The following is a 19594-nucleotide window of genomic DNA, read 5'->3' on the forward strand; positions in this document are numbered from 1 at the left end:
GACGAGCAGACCCAGCCGCAATGCGGCGCCCATCACCTGATCGGCTTGCTTGAGACTCAGTTCATCCGGCCATTGCGAAACGGCGGAACGTCCTAGCCCGAGCGCATCGGCCAAGCGGGTCTGACTGCCAAACAGTTGGAGTGCTTCGGTTTTTTGCATCAGGACATGTTCAATGAAATAAACATACAAGTCAACCGAAGCAACACCAAACACGATGTTTAATAAATTGAACTTGTGAGAACTTCACAATTGGCTAGGCATCGCATCTCTGTTACCAGAAATGGGGGGTAGGATGTCTTTCATACAACGACTACAACTGAGCTTGAGCAACCGGCGGCGGGCAGACCCCGCCGCCAAAATCAACACCGTATGTGCTGTGAAATGATTTACCAAGGTATCACATTTAACAAATTGATCAGTCCATTGGTCAGAGTCTCGCCACTGCTCGGCGGTGCGCCAACCTCGATCATTAGATCTTGCCCTGCACCATCCCGCCAAATCCGCACCCGTTTTGTGAGCCCGGTACTTTGAGCAACCACCTGTCTCAGATCATCCGGTGTATACACCGGACTGTCTCCAAAATACAAAATGACATCCATCTTGCGTAAACCAGCACGCTCCGCATTGCCTCCCTGAATGACCTCATCAACCCATACGCCGCCGCCTCCCGCACGAGATGGCAGATGCAGCATTTGCGCCAGCTCCTCGCTTACTTCCAACATCTTCACTCCAATTCCAGGAGTTCTTGGCGTTTGAGCCTGGCTCGCTTTTGTCGCCCCGACCTGCAGATTGGCATCAAGCGGTGGCCCCACCTCGACCATCAGGTCTTGTTCGGCACCATCACGCCAAATCCGGAGTCGCCGTTTAAGACCTGCATCTTGAGAAGCCAACTGCGCCAGATCGATCGGTTTATATACCGGATAGCCTCCGAAATACAAAATCACATCCATTTGGCGCAAACCAGCACGCTCGGCATTGCCACCCTTGATAACCTCAACAACCAACACCCCACCTTTACCTTCGCGGGGAGGCAGACGCAAAGCTTGCGCCAGTTCATCGCTCACCACTGACATTCTCACGCCGATGCCAGGTGTTTTTGGCGATGGCGTTGCATCGCCCTGTACGCCTTGCGAGGCATTAACTGGTAAATCCTTCTCTACGTTCTGCTTGGCTTTAGCCGGCGAGCTTCCCTTGGTGCTTGGCTTGGCTTTAGCTGATAAATTTCCCTTTGCAGCCTGCTTGGCATCCACTGATGAATTGTCCACCGAACCCTGTTTGATATTCGCAGGATTGGCAGAAGCAGCAATCTGTTGCGCGCGCGGATTCCAAGACACATCAATATAAGTCAGCGTGAAGTCTATTCCACCAAACATACGCCGATGACGATCTCGAGAAACTTGTGCCTTATTCATCGAGTCTTCGGTCACGCAGGATGCTTTTTCCTTGATCCCATAACGCAATAAGACATCGCGCTGGAATTCCGACTGCAAGGCGTCCATTAACTTGCTCTGGGAATTTGAGTCGCCGAATGTACCGCGCTGGAATACCAGCGACGATACAGTGGTGCGGGAATTCACATCCGCAGCATAGCAATAGTGATACATCAGCAAACGTTGGTTAACGGCAATCCCGCCGCCTTCGCCATTACACCCTTTCTCACGTTGAACTTGACGAATTGCATCCACATGCCAGCCATACACCTTGCGCTGAAATGGCTCCGTAGACGGATCCTGCTGCCCTTTTGTCATGGCATCAAGCAAACCGGGAAAATGTGCACAATCGTAGTTGCGATAGGTCGCAGTCGATACGCCCATGCTCTCTGGAGTCGCATTGCTTTCGACCATGTTCTGAATCATAGGAGCGCAGCCAGTCATCAAAGCGACTACAGCAAAAAGGTATACAAGTTTCCATAGCCTCAAAGCGGCCAATAACACATCATTTAAAAACATCATCTAATCTCTCTGTGATGGGAATATTTGGAATTATATGCGCAGCATTGCATCGCTCAGCCACCTTCGCGGGCGGTGCAGAGTCTACACGACTGCAACCAATTGCATATATGTCATCAATAAAATGCATTGATGGTGAGTTACTTCGCCAGCATCGCTAGCAAAGCCCCCTCATCAAGTACTTGCACTCCCAGCTCGCTCGCTTTATCGAGCTTGCTGCCTGCCGCCTCACCTGCAACGACAAAATCGGTTTTTTTCGAGACACTGCCTGCCACCTTGCCGCCTGCGGCTTCGATCAGCGCCTTGGCTTCGTCACGGCTCAGCGTCGGCAAAGTGCCGGTCAGCACCAGCGTTTTGCCGCTCAAAACACCTCGCCCGGCTGCACTGTCGGCGGGAATCAAAACCAGCCATTGCTCGCGCAACTGATCGATTTGCGCCAGCGTAGCCGGATTGGCCGCCAGCCACGCTTGCAATGATTGCGCAATGTCCAGCGGCAGGCCGCAATCTTGCAAACGCCCCAGAGTGAATTCATGCAGCTGACTCAAGCGCTCAAGGCCACCGCACACTTGCGTGGCGCGGGTCAGCGTCAGTTTCGGAATATCGAGCGCAGCCAGTACCGCGGCCAGATTCAGACGTTCACGCAAATCCGGATGCGGCGCGTGTTCGCCTTGCGGCACTACACCTGCAGCGAGCAAAGCGTCAATCACGGTTTCATTGTGCGCTTCGGCAAAAAAGTCGGCGATCGCGACCGCGCCCGTCGCGCCAATATCGGGCAGCAGCCGCAACAAGGCGGCGGGTGCTTGGCGGATGCGATCCAAGGCGCCCAGATAATCGGCCAGCGTTTTGGCCGTCGATTCACCGACATGCCGGATACCGAGCGCGAAAATCAGTCGCGCCAAGGGAGGCTGGCGGCTTGCTTCAATCGCGGCAAGCAGGTTTTCGGCCCATTTCGTTGTCACCTGCCCGGCCTTGACGGTTTCCGGCACCGTGCCATCGCGTTCATCAGCACGGCGCTTCATTTCGAGAAAATCATTCAACGTCAGCCGGTATAAATCAGCCGGATTATGAACAAAGTCCAACTCGACCAGCTCGTCGATATAGCGCTCGCCCAAGCCTTCAATATCCATCATGCGACGGCCGGCAAAATGCTTGAGCGCTTCCTTGCGCTGCGCCGAGCAGAACAGCCCGCCCGTACAGCGCACGCGCGCTTCATCGGGCTCGCGCACCGTTTTTGATTCACAAACAGGGCAAACAGGATACTCAGCCAAAATATCGAATCGATCATTTAATGGTTCACTAAATAAATCGGTAGGGTCTTTGGTTGGTCGGCGTTCCAGCACCACCGAAACGACTTCGGGGATCACATCGCCAGCGCGACGAACGACCACAGTGTCACCAACGCGAACGTCCTTGCGGTCGATTTCATCCTGATTGTGCAGCGTCGCATTGGTCACGGTGACGCCGCCGACAAACACCGGCGCCAGCCGCGCGACCGGCGTCAGCGATCCGGTGCGGCCAACCTGAATGTCGATTGCTTCAACGACGGTAAGCGCTTCCTGCGCCGGGTATTTGTGCGCCACGGCCCAGCGCGGTTCGCGCGTTCTGAAGCCCAGCTCGGCCTGCAGCTCCAGCGAGTTCACTTTGTAGACAACACCGTCGATGTCGAACGGCAGCGTTTCGCGCAGCGCAGCGACTTTGGCGTGAAATTCAGCCAGACCTGCGCCACCGCTCACTACGGCGCGAATATCGCAAACCGGAAAACCAAATTGCTGCAAGGCATCCAGAATACCTGCATGGGTATCGGGCTGCGCATCCCATCCAGCAACCTCGCCAAGCCCATACCCATAGAATGACAACGGGCGTTGCGCGGCGATATTCGGGTCGAGCTGGCGCACGGCACCGGCTGCCGTATTTCGAGGATTGACGAAAGTTTTTTCACCGGCTTTCAACTGGCGCTCGTTCAGCGCGGCAAAATCGTCGCGCCGCATATAGACTTCGCCGCGCACTTCGAGTACGGAGGGAAATCCTGCCGACGCAGAAATCCCCCCTAGCCCCCCTCGTTTGCCCCCTTGGGGGTTGATAAAGGGGGGGATAAGACGCAGCGGAATCTGGCCGATGGTGCGGATATTCTGTGTCACATCTTCGCCGCTCGCACCGTCGCCGCGTGTCGCCGCCTGCACCAGCACGCCGTTTTCATAGCGCAGATTGATCGCCAGGCCATCAAATTTCAGCTCGGCAGCGTATTCGACCGCCGGGTCGGATTCGGATAAAGCCAATTCCTTGCGAACGCTGGCGTCAAAAGCCAACGCACCCTGCTCGCTCACATCGGTTTCGGTACGGATCGACAGCATAGGCACGACATGAGTCACCGGCGCAAACTGCGGCAGCGGCTTGCCGCCGACGCGCAAAGTCGGCGAATCGGCGCTTTGCAGCTCGGGATGAGCGGCTTCGAGCGCTTGCAGCTCGTTAAATAAGCGGTCGTATTCGGCATCGGGAACGGATGGCGCGTCGAGGACGTAATATTCATGCGCGTATTGATTGAGTTTTTCGCGCAAAGCAGCGGCTTGCAGGGCAAAATCGGTCATCAGGTATTCCAGATTCTTTTCACAAATACAAACGCCGCTTCATCGAAGCGGCGCTTTAAATCATAAGTAGTCACGCTAACGGGGTGCGGAGGAATGGGCCGCCGGTAAGGTGCTCCCGCTCCTACGATATTCAAATCAGCTCGACTCAGGCAAACAGGCGCAATGCCGTTGCCGACCCAGGAACAATGCCGCGTTCATCCATACGCTCATACAGCTCGGCCAGCTGGGTGCGAATATTGGCCAGACTTTGCGGATTGAGCGCTTTGCCATTGTCGTCGACCAGCGCGAGCCCGAGCGAATTGGACAGGCTTTGCGCAAAATCGACCAAAGCATCAAACACCGGCAAGCCACCGGGTACGCGCGGAACGTCAAACAGCAACGTCAGCCCTTTGGAAGTCGCCATCAAGGGGGTCTGATCCTGATTGGCCAGCACAAACAGCAACTTGCCCGCAGCATTGCGATACTGGAAAGTGCCGTCGTTGGCGCGCACCATGCCGATCTGTTCGGCGTGCAACCTGACTTTTTCCATCGGAATCGGCCTTGCACCGGCCGGCAGATTCAAGCCGATCAGCACATCGACCGACGCGCAAAATTCATCGAGCGCCTGCGCTGCAGCGAGTTTGGCCGATTTTTGCGGAAACACCACGCTGGCGCCCTGCTCGTCGGCAAATTGTTGTACGCCCATATAAAAGGCGTTCAGTGATTCCTGGCTGATCGGCCCCTGCCGGTCAGCCAGCTGCAAAGCAATCCGGAGCTGCTGATAGCGATTGCGGCTGGTCGTATTGACCACTTCCCATTGCGAGAGCTGGTTCAGGCCGATGATCTGCACGCGCTTGCTGGCCGGGAATGGTGGCAAGTCACTGGCCATAATCGGCTGTTCGGATTCGATTTCGGCAATGAAATCCAGCGTCGAATCAATCAGACTCAGCGCTGGGGTATCCTGGACTTCGTCGGCAATAGGATAGCCTTCGTCTATCTCGTCCAGCTCAGCATTGTCGAGAGCCACATCAGGGGTATAACCTGCAACATCAGGCTGATATTGGGGTTCAGACGCATACGCAAGGTGGTATGAAGGCGGCAAATCAGGAATATCATCCGGCATATCTTCGTCGTAGCGAATCTTGCTAGGCGCATACTGATCTTCGTCGATCTGTGCCACTTCATGGTCTTCACCGGCCGCAGCGCCGACCAGTACCGGTTCAAGCCGTTGCGAATCGCCCTGCCGGACCATATTTTTCGGCGTATTGATCAGCACATCGTCCTGATTGCGCGCAAACGCTTTATTAGCCTGTTTCTTATAGCGATATTCTTGCCACAGATTGTAGGCGTACACCGCGCCAACAAAGCCGCCGGCAATGATGAGAGCCCCCAGTTGCGTGTCGGTCATCGTTTTTCTCTACTCAATTCTTGGATGTGATATGCACAACGGGCGAGCCGTGTTGCGACGCAACAAAACCCGCCAGCGACTAGCATACCAGACTTGCCACTTTCCGTTGCACTCAGGCGGCAGAGCCGGACAAATTTTATGTATTCTGAATGACGATTTTCGGGAATTTACTGCTGAAATCCTGCGCTTTGGCCGCCACTTTCACCGCGACTTTGCGCGCAATGGCTTTGTAAATGGCAGCAATTTCACCATCCGGGTCAGCAACGACACTCGGCTTGCCCGCATCGACATTCAAACGGATCGACAAATCGAGCGGCAACTGCCCGATCAGCTCGGTACCGTATTCGGCGCCCATTTTTTCACCGCCGCCCTGGCCAAAAATCGGCTCGATATGGCCGCAATTACTGCACACATGCATGCTCATGTTTTCAACAATACCTAGAATCGGCACACCGACTTTTTCAAACATTTTTAAGCCCTTGCGCGCATCGAGCAGTGCAATATCTTGCGGTGTTGTCACGATCACCGCGCCGGTCACCGGCACTTTTTGCGACAACGTCAGCTGAATGTCGCCGGTACCCGGCGGCAAGTCGATCACCAGATAATCGAGCTCTCCCCACAGCGTATCGTTCAGCAACTGGGTCAAGGCTTGCGTGACCATTGGGCCGCGCCAGACCATAGGTTGTTCTGGATCGATCAGAAAACCGATCGACATATTCAAGACGCCGTACTTTTCAATCGGTTTGATGTATTTATTGTCGATTGATTCAGGATGCTGATCGGCAACGCCCATCATCATCGGCTGGCTGGGGCCATAAATATCGGCATCAAGCAGGCCGACTTTGGCACCTTCAGCGGCCAGCGCCAGCGCCAGATTGGCCGACGTCGTCGATTTACCGACACCGCCCTTGCCTGAGGCAACGGCGATAATATTTTTGATCCCTTGCTGCAATGGAATGCCACGCGCGACCGAATGCGCAACGATCTGGCTGCTGACGCGAACGGTCACCGATTTGACGCCGTCCACAGCGGCCAGCGCGGTTTCAACTTGTGTCTGGCGAGCCGCAAACTGGCTGCGTGCCGGATAACCGAGCACCAGATCCAGGCTCACGGCACCATCGGCAAACTGCAGATTTTTGATATTTTTGCTGCTCCAATAATCTTTGTCGGTATCCGGGTCAATCAGCGTGGCAAGTACGTATTCGATGCCTTGTTGCATATCACTCACAATGAGGTTTCCTGTGCTATCTGCCGCGGCTTTGCGCCCCAGCAATCGATTAAATAAATTCATGAATTGAAGCCAAGATCAAAATTGCTTGCCGAGCATAAAGTAATACGTCAACAAGCTGTTATCGCCGTAGGCAGCGCCCAGATAGAGCGGCCCCAGATAACTGTCGTAGGCCAGATACGCTGCAGTTGAGAAACGCCAGTCTTTATGCTCGCTGGTATTGAGACGATCAAACGTTCTGGCCGTCTCCAGCGCCACACCCCAGTAGCTGCGCGCCAGCCAGGGCATCGCCTGATAATATTGTGCCGCACCATACACAAAGCGATTGGTCAGCAATTCCTGATAGCGATAACCCGACAGATTCAAAAATCCGCCCAGCCAGCGGGTATCGACGTAAGGCGGCGCAGAGCCCAGCGTTTCCTGGCCGCGCAGGCTGAGCATCAACGTACCATCGCCAACCGGACGAGCCGTTTTCATATCAATGCCAAACCGGCCATAGTCGTCAAAATCCCCATCGCTTTTGAGAGAGGCATAAGCATTGAGGCTGACGTAATCGCCGTGACGCGGAAAGAAATAATTATCGAGCTGATCATAAAGCAGGCTGGCACGCAATCCGAGGTCTTGCGTTGATCCACGGGTGAAAATTTGCGGACCAATGTCTTCCTGCATTTCATACCGGTTCGCGACCGGGCCGAAGCGCAACTCGCCATATTTGGTGACAGTCGAACCAATATCAACACCGGCAGCGCTACGCTGATAGGCATAATTGGAAATCTGATTGCCAGCAAACCACAGCGCCAGCGGTGTTTCCTTGAAATAGAGGTACGGTGCAACAAAGAGCAATCCGTTCAACTGCAGAGGTTGATAAAATTCGGTCTGTACGATTTGTGACGAGCCCAGTTTGAGTATCGTTTTCCATTCAGCGCCCAAGTCATTTACCCAGGTGCGCCGATACATCATGCTGATATTCCACGGTGTCGCGCCCTGCCCGTCGGTGCCAAAGCCGATACCAAAGTTCAGATAATTGGGTCCCCAGGATTTCTCAATTGGCAGCACGGTCAAAGTGTCATTTTCACCCTGACGCAGCAATTCGTAATCGAGCTGGCTAAAATCACCCCGCGCATAAATTTCAGCCAGATTGCCATGAAAACGATCCACATCCAGTACGTCACCCGTTTGGACTTCGAGTGCTTTTTCCAGCACTGCCGGATTGACCAGTTTCGGGTCTTTCACGACCACTTGTCCAATTGGGCGGCTTTGAAGGTGATTTTGCTGGCGAGCCAGATTCCATTGCTCAAATGACGCAGGCGCAATGGCATAGCGTTTCAGTTGCGGCAGCGCCGCCAGCGCAGCCTGCTCGCCCAGAGCAATCAACTCGGTCGACTTTTTAAAATCACTCGAACTTAAGGCGCCCAGTTGCGGCGTAATCAGTACGTCGCGCTCACTCAGGCTTTCGAGCTGCGGCTTAACGTTCTGTACCATCATCAGCCGGGTATATTGATCGGCGACCGACAGCAGACTGCTCAGCTCATCGCGTTTGAGTGGCGCAGAACCGACATCGATGGCGATCACCACATCGGCGCAAGTCTGGCGCGCGACATCGACCGGCACATTGCGAACCAGACCGCCGTCGACCAGAATCTGCTCTTTGGTTACAACCGCCGGAAACAGGCCGGGAACCGACATACTGGCCCGCATTGCCGTCACCAGATCACCATCCTTGAAAACGACCATATCCCCCGTCACCAGATCGGTCGCAATCGCCCGGTAAGGAATGGGTAGCCGGTCAAAATTGGGCGCTGTTCCGGCATAAGTCAGCTCGCGCAGGAAAAACTCGATTTTTTGCGTACTGATCGCTGCGGTCGGCAATTTGACTTGCAGATCATCAGCAAGACCCACTTCAACCGGAATCAAGGCCAGCGCATCATCGGCTTTTTTGCGATATGAATTTACTTTGCGCGGCAATTGGGATGAGAGCAGATCGTCCCAATCGGCGTCTTTGATCCGTTGCGTCATTTCGCCGGTACTGCGCCCGGAGGCATAAGCCGCACCAACCAAGGAGCCGATACTGGTGCCGACAATACAATCGACCGGTATATGATTTTCTTCCAGCACCTTGAGCACACCGATATGGGCAAAGCCACGCGCGCCGCCGCCCCCCAGCACCAGCCCGATGCGCGGACGCGTTTCGCTGGCCGCACTCAGCCCGGTGATCAGCAACAAAGCCAAGGTGACAAATTGACGCGATGAAATCATCTTTCGGCCTATAACAGAAGTTCTAACGGTTTTTCTTATTTACATTGCCTGAAGTGTACCCGAATGCCTTATCTCATTGCACACCGTGGTTGGCACCAGCAAGAGCCCGAGAACACCATTGCCGCTTTTGCTGCGGCACTGGAGTGCGGGTTTGCTGGATGCGAAACTGATGTCAGATTAGACCGTGACGGTGTGGCCATACTGTTTCATGACCGTCTGGCACACAATGGTGTTGCCGTGTCGCAACTGACACAGCGGGAACTGAGCCAGATTCAGCAGTATGAAGTGCCAAGCTTGTTTGACACGCTGATCCAGTTTCCCGATGCCTACTGGAATATCGAGCTCAAATCACCCGATTGCCTCGCCGCCACGCTGGCCGTGCTGCAGGCTTTACCGAGGCTGGAGCACTGCCTGATCAGCTCCTTCCATCACCCGCTGGCTCTGGCTGCGGCGCATCAGACGAATTACGACTGCGCCTTTTTACTGGCACACACGCCGGTTTCGCTCTCGTTTATCGAAAGAGCTCACCTCAATGAAGCCCGGCTAAATCACGTCGTACTCGATTTTGAAATTTGCAACGATGAAATCATTGAGCGTTGCAGCGAGCTGGGAATCAAGGTCTGGGTCTATGGCGCAGCGAATGCAGAAGAATACCTGCAATTAAAGCAATGGCCGCTGCAAGGCATTATCAGCGACCATCCGCACTACCTGGGGCTCGATAAGTAGTAAACCAAAAGTTTTGGCCTGAGCTGAGGCCACCTCGTCCAGCATCGTTACCTCGCCTTGCCGTACTACTTGTACTGCCTGCGGCTTCGGTGCCTTGCTGGAATACTTTTGCACGGTCACTTAGCCGCTGACTTTGGCTCAAACCAGCATCAGTGTTTACCGGTGCTGCCAAACCCGCCATCGCCACGATCCGATTCGGTAAATTCGTCAACCAGATTAAATTGAACCTGCACCACAGGCACAATCACCAGCTGGGCGATCCGCTCGAGCGGCTGAATCGTGAAACTGCTGGCGCTGCGGTTCCAGACCGAAACAAATAGCTGCCCCTGATAATCCGAATCGATCAGACCGACCAGATTGCCGAGCACGATGCCGTGCTTATGCCCCAAGCCGGAGCGCGGCAGAATCATTGCTGCCAGCTTCGGGTCTTCCAGATGAATCGCCATTCCGGTTGGCACCAGCGTCGTAGCCCCCGCAGCCAGTTCAAGCGGCGCATCCAGGCAGGCGCGCAAATCGAGTCCGGCGGCGCCCGGCGTTGCATACGCAGGTAAATTGTTTTTCAGTCGGGCATCGAGAATTTTAACGTCCATTACATGTTGAGCCATTTTATTTTCCTAAGGGTATATCTTCGTAAAACTTACTGTACTTGATCTTTATAGAAATACATAGCCAGGGTATTTACTATCTATCAGGTTAATTACTTCACGCTAGGACACAAGCGGGCAATATGCGTGATCAACCGACGTGCAATGTCGATTTTCGGTGCCGATTCAAGCCGCGTCTGGCCGTGATCGTCGAGCAGAATTACTTCATTGTCATCGGCGCCCATCGCGCTTTGCGCCAGATTGGCAACGAGCAAAGGCAGTTGTTTACGCCGGCGCTTGGCCTCGGCAAATTCCAGCAGGTTTTCCGATTCGGCAGCAAATCCGACACAGAACGGTCGATTGGCTCGCGTAGACACGCTGGCGAGAATATCTGGATTGGGCGCCAGTGTGATCGTCAGCTGTTGCGCGCTTTTCTTGATTTTCTGCTCGGATGCATTGAGCACATGGTAATCAGCGACGGCTGCAACGGCGATGAAAATATCGCTCGCAGCCACTTCAGATTCAACAGCGGCATGCATTTGCTGCGCGGATTTGATATCGATCCGGCGGCTACCGATAGGTGTAGGCAATGCGGTTTCGCCCGAAATCAGCACGACTTCTGCGCCGGCTTCATACGCTGCCCGCGCAATCGCATAACCCATTTTGCCGCTGCTGGTATTGGTAATGCCACGCACTGCGTCGATGCGCTCGAAAGTCGGCCCGGCGGTGATCAGCACACGCTGGCCTTTGAGCAGTTTGGGCTGCAAAGCCGCTTCCAGATGCTCGAAAATTTCCTGCGCTTCGAGCATGCGGCCATCGCCCACTTCGCCACACGCCTGCTCGCCATTGCCGGGGCCGAAAATCTGGATGCCATCGGCTTGCAGTTGCGCAATATTGCGCTGGTTCGGCGCGTTTTCCCACATTTGCCGGTTCATCGCCGGTGCTACAAACAACGGACAATCGCGCGCAGCGACCAGTGTCGTCAGCAAATCGTCGCATAGGCCGTTCGCAACCTTGGCGAGTACATCGGCTGATGCAGGGGCAATCAGTACGGCGGCGGCGCCACGCGTCAGATCGATATGCGGCATATTGTTTGGCCGACGCGCATCCCATTGATCGCTGTAAACCAGATTGCCGCTCAAAGCCTGAAAAGTCACCGGGCCAACAAAGTGCGTCGCCGCTTCAGTCATCACGACATGGACGTCATAACCGGCCTTGACGAGTAGCCGAGTCAGTTCGGCCGATTTATACGCCGCAACACCACCGCTAATGCCAAGTACGATTTTTTTCTGCTGACTTGAATTCACAACAGGCGCGCCTCTGCTAGAAAGAATGGTCGTAGTTTACCGAAAAATAACTAGGTTCTGTTGACGTTAGTTTTACACTCGCGCTGGAGCGATTTTTGCGACGAATCAAGGCATTAACTGCGATGCATAGTCATTCTATGTGAACAGTCAATAACGCAGAGTCGTCACAAAAAGCGCCCAGCCCTCCGGGTTTGGCTGTTTTTGGCCTGACACTGCGTTGCAAAACCTTCACATAGAATTGTCTATGCTTCAGGTTTCACGCCTTGTTTCAGGCCAAAACCAGCACAAACGCGATTCGCAAAACTAACGTCAACAAAACCTATATGTCGATTACTGATTGGCCTGCGGACGAGCGTCCGCGCGAAAAATTACTGGCTCAGGGCGCTGGATCATTGTCCGATGCCGAGCTGCTGGCGATTTTTCTGCGCGTCGGCATTGCAGGAAAAAGCGCAGTCGATCTGGCGCGCGAGCTGCTGATTCATTTCGGCTCGCTGCAATCGCTGTTTCAGGCCAATTTAGGTGATTTTGATGCGATCAGCGGCATCGGCGCGGCCAAATACGCGCAAATGCAGGCGGTGCTTGAAATGAGTCGTCGCGCACTGGCCGAACAACTCAAGCAAAAAGCGTCGTTTGCCAATCCGTCTGCGGTGCGTGATTTTTTGCGCCTGCGGCTGCGCGGGATTGCGCACGAAGAATTTCACGCGCTGTATCTGGATAGCGGTTATTGCCTGATTCATGCCGAAGCGCTGTTCAAAGGCACAATCAACGAAACCAGAATCTATCCGCGCGAACTGGCCCGACAAGCGCTGGCGCATAATGCTGCAGCGATTATTGTTGCGCACAATCATCCATCAGGATCAAGCGAGCCATCAAGCGCCGATATTTTGTTAACCCGCCAGTTGCAGCACGGCTTGGAGCTGCTCGAGATCAAACTGCTTGATCATTTCATCGTCGCCGCTCATCAGATCGTTTCGCTGGCCGAGCTGGGACATCTTTAATGCATTGATTTTATGTCGATAAATGACGTACACCCATGATTAAAAGGTGTGCATCATGCGTATCGTCGAATCCAATCTTGCCCTCGCCGCCCAAAGCCAGTTTCAACGCGAGCAAAGTGAAAGTCTGAAAATCACCATCGAGCCAGCGCACCTCGAGCCGCTGCCTGCTGCCGTCGAAATTTCGAGCGCAGCCAGAATCCTTGAGGAGCAGGAAAACATCGTCAATAACGACCCCCGGCTCAGACTGATCAAACAACTGGTCGAGTCTATGATCGGCGGAGAAATCCAGCTAAGGTATATCGATACAGAGCATGCTAAATCTGATCCAGAGCCAGATACCCCTGCGATGCAAGTTATTGAAGGCGGGGTTCGGGTCGAATATCGCTCGCACGAAGCTGAAACCGAACAGCTGCAGTTCAGCGCCAGTGGCACGATCCGAACTGCCGACGGCCGCAGCATCAGCTTTAGCAGCGAGCTGGCACTGAGTCGCAGTTTCAGCCAGACCACCACGCTCGATATCGCCAGCGGCAGTCTGGCACGCCCCAGAAAAGATCCCTTGGTCATCAATTACGCTGCGGCCAGCGCCACTTTGTCCGATCAGACTTTCCGCTTTGATCTGGATGCGGATGGTGATCCAGAAACGGTTCACCGGCTTAACACTGGCAGCGCCTATCTGGCACTCGATCTGAATCATGATGGCAAAATCAATCATGGCAAGGAATTGTTCGGCACTCAAAGCGGGAATGGCTTTGCCGACTTGCAGCAATATGATGACGACCGGAACGGCTGGATTGATAGCGGCGATGCCATTTTTGGCCAATTGAAATTGTGGTTGAACGACGAAAGCGAATCCGGTCAGCTCAAATCGCTCACCGAAATGAAAATTGGTGCACTCTATCTGGCTGATGCCCGCGCCGATTTTGCCTTGAACAACGCCCAGAACCAGAACTACGGCTTGCTTCGCAGCACCGGGCTTTACCTCAGCGACGAGGGCAACACCGGCACGATGCAACAATTAGACCTGAGCATCTGAATTTTCAGCGAAATTCCAGACAATATACGGGATTACCCTAGTATCTTGAGTGAATTCAAGCCTGCATCATTTGTATAGATACAGCCTCGTCAATTTTGCTCTGGAACAGTCACTATGAAAATTACGTCCTACACCCTGATTGCTGCCGCCATTCTCGGCCTTGCAGCGTGCAAACAGCAAACGCCGGTCGACACCGACCAAGCCAGCGCGCCGACTGAAACAAGCGCCGGTAGCAGCGATACGATCAAAATCGGCCTGGCAGCACCTTTGACCGGCAATATTGCTCACCTGGGTAAAGACGTCGAATACGGCGCACAAATGGCGATTGAAGAAATCAATGCCGAAGGTGGACTGGATCTGGGCGGCAGCAAAAAGAAAGTTGAACTGGTCGCCGAAGATGATCAGGCCGATCCGAAAAATGCCACCAATGTCGCGCAACGTTTCGTTGATCAAAAAATTGCTGGCGTGATTGGTCATCTGACTTCGGGCACCAGCATTCCGGCTTCAAAAATCTATTCTGACGCGGGGATTGCCCAGATTTCTCCTTCAGCCACCGCCTTGGCGTATACCGCACAAGGTTATAAAACCACTTTCCGTCTGACTGCCAACGATGGTCAGCAAGGTCAAGCACTGGGCCAATATGCGGTCAACACGCTCAAGGTAAAGAAAGTGGCCATTGTTGACGACCGCACCGCCTACGGTCAGGGTCTGGCCGATGAATTTGAAAAAGCCGTCAAAGCGGCCGGGGCAGAAATCGTTAAACGCGAATTTACGACCAATCAGGAAACCGACTTCAATGCGATTCTGACCAGCATCAAAGGCGCCAAGCCTGAGCTGATTTTCTTCGGCGGCATGGACGCTCAATCAGCGCCTTTTAAAAAGCAAACTAAAAAATTGGGACTGACTGCCATCGTGATGGGCGCCGATGGCACCAAATCTCCCGAATTCCTCAAACTGGCCGGAGCCGATGCAGAAGGCACTTACGGCTCAACCGCGGGTCAATCTATTGATCAGTTGCCAAGCGGTAAAGAGTTTAACGAAAAATTCAAAACCAAATACGGTGTCGATGTTCAGGTCTATGCGCCATACAGCTATGACGCAGCCAAGGTTCTGCTGGCCGCAATGAAGCAGGCTGGTTCAAGCGATCCGGCGAAATATCTGCCAGTATTGAGCAAAATCGAACACCAAGGGCTGACTGGATCGATTGCATTTGACGAGAAAGGCGACGTTAAAAATGCGGCAGTTGGTATTTATGTCGTGAAAAATGGCAAATGGGAACTGGCAGAAATGGTTGGCGGCGCAAAATAAGCGCTCCGCATCATTCATCAAGCAAAGGGAGCCAATGGCTCCCTTTTTCATTTCAGACCGGCTGAATGTCGCGAAATACAAACACTCTTCATCGGCCATCAAGACCGGGCAAGGCACTTGCTCGCACCAACTGCATTGTCTTTGCTGCACAGCAACAATCCAGCTTGCACGTGCCTTGGACGTGCGCCGGGCGTCATCATCAAACTGTTACCATCAAAAACTATTAAAACTGTTGCGATGCAACTACAGGATATTCCTTATTCAACAGAGCGCATTGCAGCGTTGATATTTGTCGCTTCTAATGAGTTCAGCCATTTCGGCAGACCATTAGTTCAAACAGAACAACAGTCTCACCAAACCACTCTCTTGGGGAATCTCGAATGACTATCGCTCGTTACAGCCTGATTACTGCAGCCATTTTGGCGATGACCGCTTGCGGTCAACAGGAACCCGCCGCCACTACCGAACAAGCCAGTGCTGCTTCTGCAGCAGCAGTTGACGCCGCTCCTGCCGGTGATGTCATCAAAATCGGCCATGCAGGTCCGCTGACCGGCAATATCGCCCACCTCGGGAAAGACAACGAAAATGGTGTCAAAATGGCCATTGACGAAATCAACGAAGCCGGTGGTGTTGATATCGCTGGCAAAAAAATGAAACTGGAAATGATTTCGGAAGACGACCAGGCCGATCCGAAAACGGCAACGACCGTAGCACAGCGCTTTGTCGATCAGAAAGTCGCCGGCGTGATTGGTCATTTGAACTCTGGCACGACAATCCCCGCGTCAAAAATTTACTCTGATGCCGGTCTTGCGCAGATTTCCCCATCAGCCACTGCCGTTGCCTACACCGCACAAGGCTTTAAAACCGCTTTCCGCGTAATGGCCAACGACGCACAGCAAGGTAAGGTACTGGGCGAATACGCCGTGAAACTGGGCGCGAAAAAAGTGGCGATCATTGACGACCGCACCGCTTATGGCCAGGGTCTGGCTGATGAATTTGAAAAGGCAGCGAAAGCCGCTGGCGCCGAGATCGTTCGTCGCGAATTTACGACCAATCAGGAAACCGACTTCAACGCGATTCTGACGACCATCAAAGGCAGCAAACCTGATCTGATTTTCTACGGTGGCATGGATGCACAAGGCGCACCATTGAAAAAGCAAGCTAAGAAACTGGGCATCAACGCCAAAGTCATGGGTGGCGACGGTACCCAAACACCAGAATTCATCAAACTGGCTGGCACCGATGCTGAGGGCATGATTGCTTCGATTCCGGGCGTACCAACCGAGCAAATGCCGGGCGGCAAAGCTTTTGTTGAGAAATTCAAAGCCAAATTCAATACCGACGTTCAGCTTTATGCACCATTCTGTTATGACGCGGTAAAAGTCATGGTTGCAGCGATGCAAAAAGCAGGTTCAAGCGATCCAGCCAAATACCTGCCTGAGCTGGCCAAAACCGAATACAGCGGCGCGACCGGCAATATCTCTTTTGACGAAAAAGGCGATATCAAAAACGGCGCGGTGACTGTCTATACGGTCAAAGGCGGCAAATGGGAAGTACTGGAAGTCGTTGGCGGTAAATAAGCCAGCATCTTCATCCGGATGATTTGATCCGATAAAAAGGAGGCGCTGGCCTCCTTTTTCTTTAAATGGTTAATTTATGAGCTTTGATTCAGCCATCCGAAAATACTCACCATTTATCGGCTGTATTAGCCTAGTCTTTATTGCTCATCAGCGGCAGGCCTTGATGTTGGCCTGGTTTATTCTGCCATTTTTAGTAATTGCTTATTTCATTGAGTTGGTCAAATGCATCAGTGGCCACACACAGTGGCAAGAAATACGGCTTAAATTGTTTTGCTGGATTGTGGGCTACGCGCTCGTTATCGGCATTCACGAATACCGCGCACAACAAGACAGAATGCAGGCAGAGCAAGTTATTGTGAAGATCCAAACCTACAAAGCCATACATCATCACTATCCCAGGACTCTGGAAGAACTTGCTTTCTCTAATTCCATATCACCAATTAAGATAAGGTTTTTCTTTCTGAAAAATAGGCCGATGCTCAGCTATCTCGACTCAAAACATCTATACGCATTGCACATCTATGACTTTGAAGTGGACACGTGGAAATACGTTATCCCATAAAAAAACGCCATCTCAAAGATAGCGTTTTTTTATGTCCTGAATCCTGCGTATTATTTTTTCAGCTCAGATTCTTCGTTGCGTTTGCGCTCATCAAGATTGATGGGCTCTTTATCCCACAACAGCGCACGGCCTTCGATCTGGCCTTTGGCGACTTCCGGATTTTCCTGCAGGAATTTTTCCATGAATTTGGTGTAATCCGATACGTAATTGCGATCAATCATTTCAGCAACCTCAAAATTAGAAATTCCGCCTATTATATGCGAATGCTAGGGTATCGTGGACGATCAAATACATCACCATGTATTGCCTGAAAGCCCTTATCCAAATTGGTCCATCAGCCAATACCCCCTACCATAAAATCAACCTTCCATCGCTTCACGCAAAACTTCGATAAAGCGCGCATTTTCTTCTGGCAAACCAATCGACACGCGCAAGCTGTTCACCATGCCATAGCCAGCCAGCGGGCGCACAATGACGCCGCGCTCAAGCATGAACTGGTTGAGCAGTTTGGCGTCACCACAATGGAAAGTGACAAAGTTGCCATAGCTTTCGATAAAACTCAGCCCCAGTTGCTGCAAGGCTTCGGTGATCTGTTGCATTCCGGCGGCATTGACTTCGACCGACTTTTTCAGAAAGTCCAGATCATCCAGCGCCGCGCAGGCCGCCGCTTGCGCCAAACTATTGGCATTAAACGGCTGGCGAATGCGATTGAGAATATCGGCCACTTCCGCACTCGCCAATGCAAAACCGACACGCAGACCGGCTAGGCCATAAGCCTTGCTGAAAGTACGAACAACGATCAGATTGGGAAACTGTTTCAGCCAGCCGATTGAATCGCTGCGTTTTTCGCGCGGCAAAAATTCGGTATACGCTTCATCCAGTACGACCAGTACGTTTTTGGGGCACAGCTCGAGAAACTCGATCAGATCACCCGGGCGCGCCAAAGTGCCGGTCGGATTATTCGGGTTGGCAATCCAGACCACTTTGGTGTCCGAACGAATCGCCGCGCGCATTGCATCAAGATCATGACCGTAATCGATCGCTTTAACGCAAATATTCGTAGCGCCAACTGCTTGCGTCGCCAGCGGGTACACCGCAAAAGCATATTCGGAAAACACCGCCGAATCACCTTGCTGCAAAAAGGCATGAGCGATCATTTCCAGAATGTCGTTCGAGCCGTTGCCCAACACGATCTGATCCAGATTCACGCCAAATTTGGCGGCAATTTTGGCCTTGAGCTCAAAACCGTTGCCATCCGGATAACGCGCCAGCTCGGCCAGTTCGCGCTCGATTGCAGCGCGCGCCAGCTCGCCCATTCCTAATGGGTTTTCATTGGAAGCCAGTTTAACAATCGTGGCCGGATCAAGCCCCATTTCACGGGCCAGTTCGGAAACCGGTTTGCCCGGTTGATAAGGGGCAATCGCGCGGATGTAATCAGGAGCAAGGGATGCAAGAGACATGGAAATCCTCAATCAGAAAAACGTTCAGACTTGGCGCTCAGGTTTTCCACCATTCGCCAGCGTGCTGACTTGGCGTGGCCTGCAGCAAATCAAGTAAAGCGAGCGATTCATTGGCCATCAATAATTTGCCCGCATCGCGCTCGGAAACAAAGCCTTCATTGACCGCATGAGCGACCATAGTGCGCAGCGGAACAAAGTAATCGTTGGTATTGAGCAGGCCAATCGGTTTGGCGTGCAGACCAATCTGGCTCCAGGTCAGGATTTCGAACAACTCGTCAAAAGTTCCAAACCCGCCGGGCATGGCGATAAAACCATCGGTCAATTCAGCCATCCGCGCTTTGCGCGTATGCATCGAATCGACCACTTCCAGCGTCGTACACGCGCCGTAACCGAGTTCGCGCTCGACCATAAACTCCGGAATCACGCCAATCACTTCACCACCGGCTTGCAGCGCCGCTTCGGCCACTGCGCCCATCAAACCCACATGACCACCGCCATACACCAAAGTCATCCCGCGCGCGGCGATCTCTTTGCCCAAGGTTTGCGCAGCTTCACGATAAATTTCACGCGCGCCCATCCGGGCACCACAAAATACGGTTACGGCTTTCATAGGCTTCCTTTTTCAGATTTT

16 protein-coding genes are annotated in these 19594 nt (G+C 53.1%); 6 read left to right on the forward strand and 10 right to left on the reverse strand.

Translation table 11 applies throughout. The features are described from left to right. Window positions 1-386 precede the first annotated feature (386 nt). From ACG2XO_RS14555 to ACG2XO_RS14575, 5 genes are all read right to left on the reverse strand, one after another. Window positions 387-1952 carry a PDZ domain-containing protein gene (locus ACG2XO_RS14555; protein ID WP_410498716.1) on the reverse strand — a complete coding sequence of 522 codons (1566 nt, stop codon included), beginning with the start codon at window positions 1950-1952 and terminating at the stop codon, window positions 387-389. Window positions 1953-2089: 137 nt separating this feature from the next. Continuing rightward, window positions 2090-4534, reverse strand: coding sequence for an NAD-dependent DNA ligase LigA (gene ligA, locus ACG2XO_RS14560; RefSeq protein ID WP_410498717.1), 2445 nt, complete (start codon window positions 4532-4534; stop codon window positions 2090-2092). Between the two features lie 145 nt (window positions 4535-4679). Beyond that, window positions 4680-5921 (reverse strand): cell division protein ZipA C-terminal FtsZ-binding domain-containing protein, encoded by a 1242-nt coding sequence (locus tag ACG2XO_RS14565; protein ID WP_410498718.1) that lies wholly within the window; start codon window positions 5919-5921, stop codon window positions 4680-4682. Between the two features lie 136 nt (window positions 5922-6057). Beyond that, on the reverse strand, window positions 6058-7212 hold the full coding sequence (gene apbC / locus ACG2XO_RS14570) for an iron-sulfur cluster carrier protein ApbC (protein WP_410498719.1): 1155 nt from the start codon (window positions 7210-7212) through the stop codon (window positions 6058-6060). A 15-nt stretch (window positions 7213-7227) separates the two neighbouring features. Continuing rightward, window positions 7228-9405, reverse strand: coding sequence for a patatin-like phospholipase family protein (locus ACG2XO_RS14575; protein WP_410498720.1), 2178 nt, complete (start codon window positions 9403-9405; stop codon window positions 7228-7230). 63 nt (window positions 9406-9468) lie between these two features. Here ACG2XO_RS14575 and ACG2XO_RS14580 point away from each other — a divergent pair, with 63 nt between their 5' ends. Further along, the gene (locus tag ACG2XO_RS14580; RefSeq protein WP_410498721.1) at window positions 9469-10131 is read left to right on the forward strand and encodes a glycerophosphodiester phosphodiesterase; all 663 of its coding nucleotides are present in this window, start codon (window positions 9469-9471) and stop codon (window positions 10129-10131) included. Window positions 10132-10280: 149 nt separating this feature from the next. On the opposite strand, the gene dut is transcribed toward ACG2XO_RS14580, so the two are convergent. Both dut and coaBC read right to left on the reverse strand, forming a co-directional pair. Next, on the reverse strand, window positions 10281-10736 hold the full coding sequence (gene dut / locus ACG2XO_RS14585; protein ID WP_410498722.1) for a dUTP diphosphatase: 456 nt from the start codon (window positions 10734-10736) through the stop codon (window positions 10281-10283). A 92-nt stretch (window positions 10737-10828) separates the two neighbouring features. After that, a complete protein-coding gene (gene coaBC / locus ACG2XO_RS14590) occupies window positions 10829-12022 on the reverse strand; it encodes a bifunctional phosphopantothenoylcysteine decarboxylase/phosphopantothenate--cysteine ligase CoaBC (protein WP_410498723.1) in 1194 nt (397 codons plus the stop codon). A gap of 323 nt (window positions 12023-12345) precedes the next feature. Here coaBC and radC point away from each other — a divergent pair, with 323 nt between their 5' ends. The 5 genes from radC to ACG2XO_RS14615 all read left to right on the forward strand — a co-directional run bounded on the left by radC (window position 12346) and on the right by ACG2XO_RS14615 (window position 17503). Then, window positions 12346-13020, forward strand: a complete 675-nt coding sequence (gene radC, locus ACG2XO_RS14595) for a RadC family protein (RefSeq protein WP_410498724.1) — start codon at window positions 12346-12348, stop codon at window positions 13018-13020. A gap of 55 nt (window positions 13021-13075) precedes the next feature. Then, on the forward strand, window positions 13076-14053 hold the full coding sequence (locus ACG2XO_RS14600; RefSeq protein WP_410498725.1) for a hypothetical protein: 978 nt from the start codon (window positions 13076-13078) through the stop codon (window positions 14051-14053). A 114-nt stretch (window positions 14054-14167) separates the two neighbouring features. Then, on the forward strand, window positions 14168-15361 hold the full coding sequence (locus ACG2XO_RS14605; protein ID WP_410498726.1) for a branched-chain amino acid ABC transporter substrate-binding protein: 1194 nt from the start codon (window positions 14168-14170) through the stop codon (window positions 15359-15361). Between the two features lie 380 nt (window positions 15362-15741). Next, the gene (locus tag ACG2XO_RS14610; RefSeq protein WP_410498727.1) at window positions 15742-16941 is read left to right on the forward strand and encodes a branched-chain amino acid ABC transporter substrate-binding protein; all 1200 of its coding nucleotides are present in this window, start codon (window positions 15742-15744) and stop codon (window positions 16939-16941) included. A 76-nt stretch (window positions 16942-17017) separates the two neighbouring features. Next, on the forward strand, window positions 17018-17503 hold the full coding sequence (locus ACG2XO_RS14615; RefSeq protein WP_410498728.1) for a hypothetical protein: 486 nt from the start codon (window positions 17018-17020) through the stop codon (window positions 17501-17503). Window positions 17504-17553: 50 nt separating this feature from the next. Here the strand turns inward: ACG2XO_RS14615 and ACG2XO_RS14620 are convergent, their stop codons facing one another. The 3 genes from ACG2XO_RS14620 to ACG2XO_RS14630 all read right to left on the reverse strand — a co-directional run bounded on the left by ACG2XO_RS14620 (window position 17554) and on the right by ACG2XO_RS14630 (window position 19573). Further along, window positions 17554-17724 carry a DUF3460 family protein gene (locus tag ACG2XO_RS14620; RefSeq protein ID WP_410498729.1) on the reverse strand — a complete coding sequence of 57 codons (171 nt, stop codon included), beginning with the start codon at window positions 17722-17724 and terminating at the stop codon, window positions 17554-17556. Window positions 17725-17862: 138 nt separating this feature from the next. Continuing rightward, on the reverse strand, window positions 17863-18963 hold the full coding sequence (gene hisC, locus ACG2XO_RS14625) for a histidinol-phosphate transaminase (protein ID WP_410498730.1): 1101 nt from the start codon (window positions 18961-18963) through the stop codon (window positions 17863-17865). A gap of 37 nt (window positions 18964-19000) precedes the next feature. Beyond that, the gene (locus tag ACG2XO_RS14630) at window positions 19001-19573 is read right to left on the reverse strand and encodes a TIGR00730 family Rossman fold protein (protein WP_410498731.1); all 573 of its coding nucleotides are present in this window, start codon (window positions 19571-19573) and stop codon (window positions 19001-19003) included. Between the last annotated feature and the right edge of the window lie 21 nt (window positions 19574-19594).

This window comes from Chitinibacter sp. S2-10, assembly GCF_046530675.1.
Lineage (GTDB): Bacteria > Pseudomonadota > Gammaproteobacteria > Burkholderiales > Chitinibacteraceae > Chitinibacter.